The following is a 365-nucleotide window of genomic DNA, read 5'->3' on the forward strand; positions in this document are numbered from 1 at the left end:
CCGGCCCGTCGCACCCGACAGACGCTCCGCGAGACCCGCGACCGTCGGCGCCTCGAAGACGGTACGGATCGCCAGCTCGACACCCAGCACCGAACGGATCCGGCTCATCAGCCGCGTCGCCAGCAGCGAGTGACCACCCAGATCGAAGAAGCTGTCGTCGATGCCCACCGACGGCAGGTCGAGAACCTCGGCGAAGAGCGCGCACAGCTCGCGCTCCTGCTCGTTCCTCGGCTCCCTGCTCGCCTCGGCAGGGCCCATGTCGGGTACGGGGAGTGCTTTGCGGTCGAGTTTGCCGTTCGGTGTCAGCGGCAGCGCCTCCAGCACCACCACCGCCGAGGGCACCATGTACTCCGGCAACGACCGGC

General features: G+C 69.3%; 1 protein-coding gene. It reads right to left on the reverse strand.

Annotation, left to right across the window (positions count from 1 at the left end):
* Positions 1-365 (reverse strand): phosphopantetheine-binding protein (locus CR470_RS38530; RefSeq protein ID WP_143664013.1); only part of this gene is annotated, 365 nt, incomplete at both ends.

Origin of the sequence: Streptomyces sp. rh34 (assembly GCF_002551245.1) — a bacterium.
Classification (GTDB): domain Bacteria; phylum Actinomycetota; class Actinomycetes; order Streptomycetales; family Streptomycetaceae; genus Streptomyces.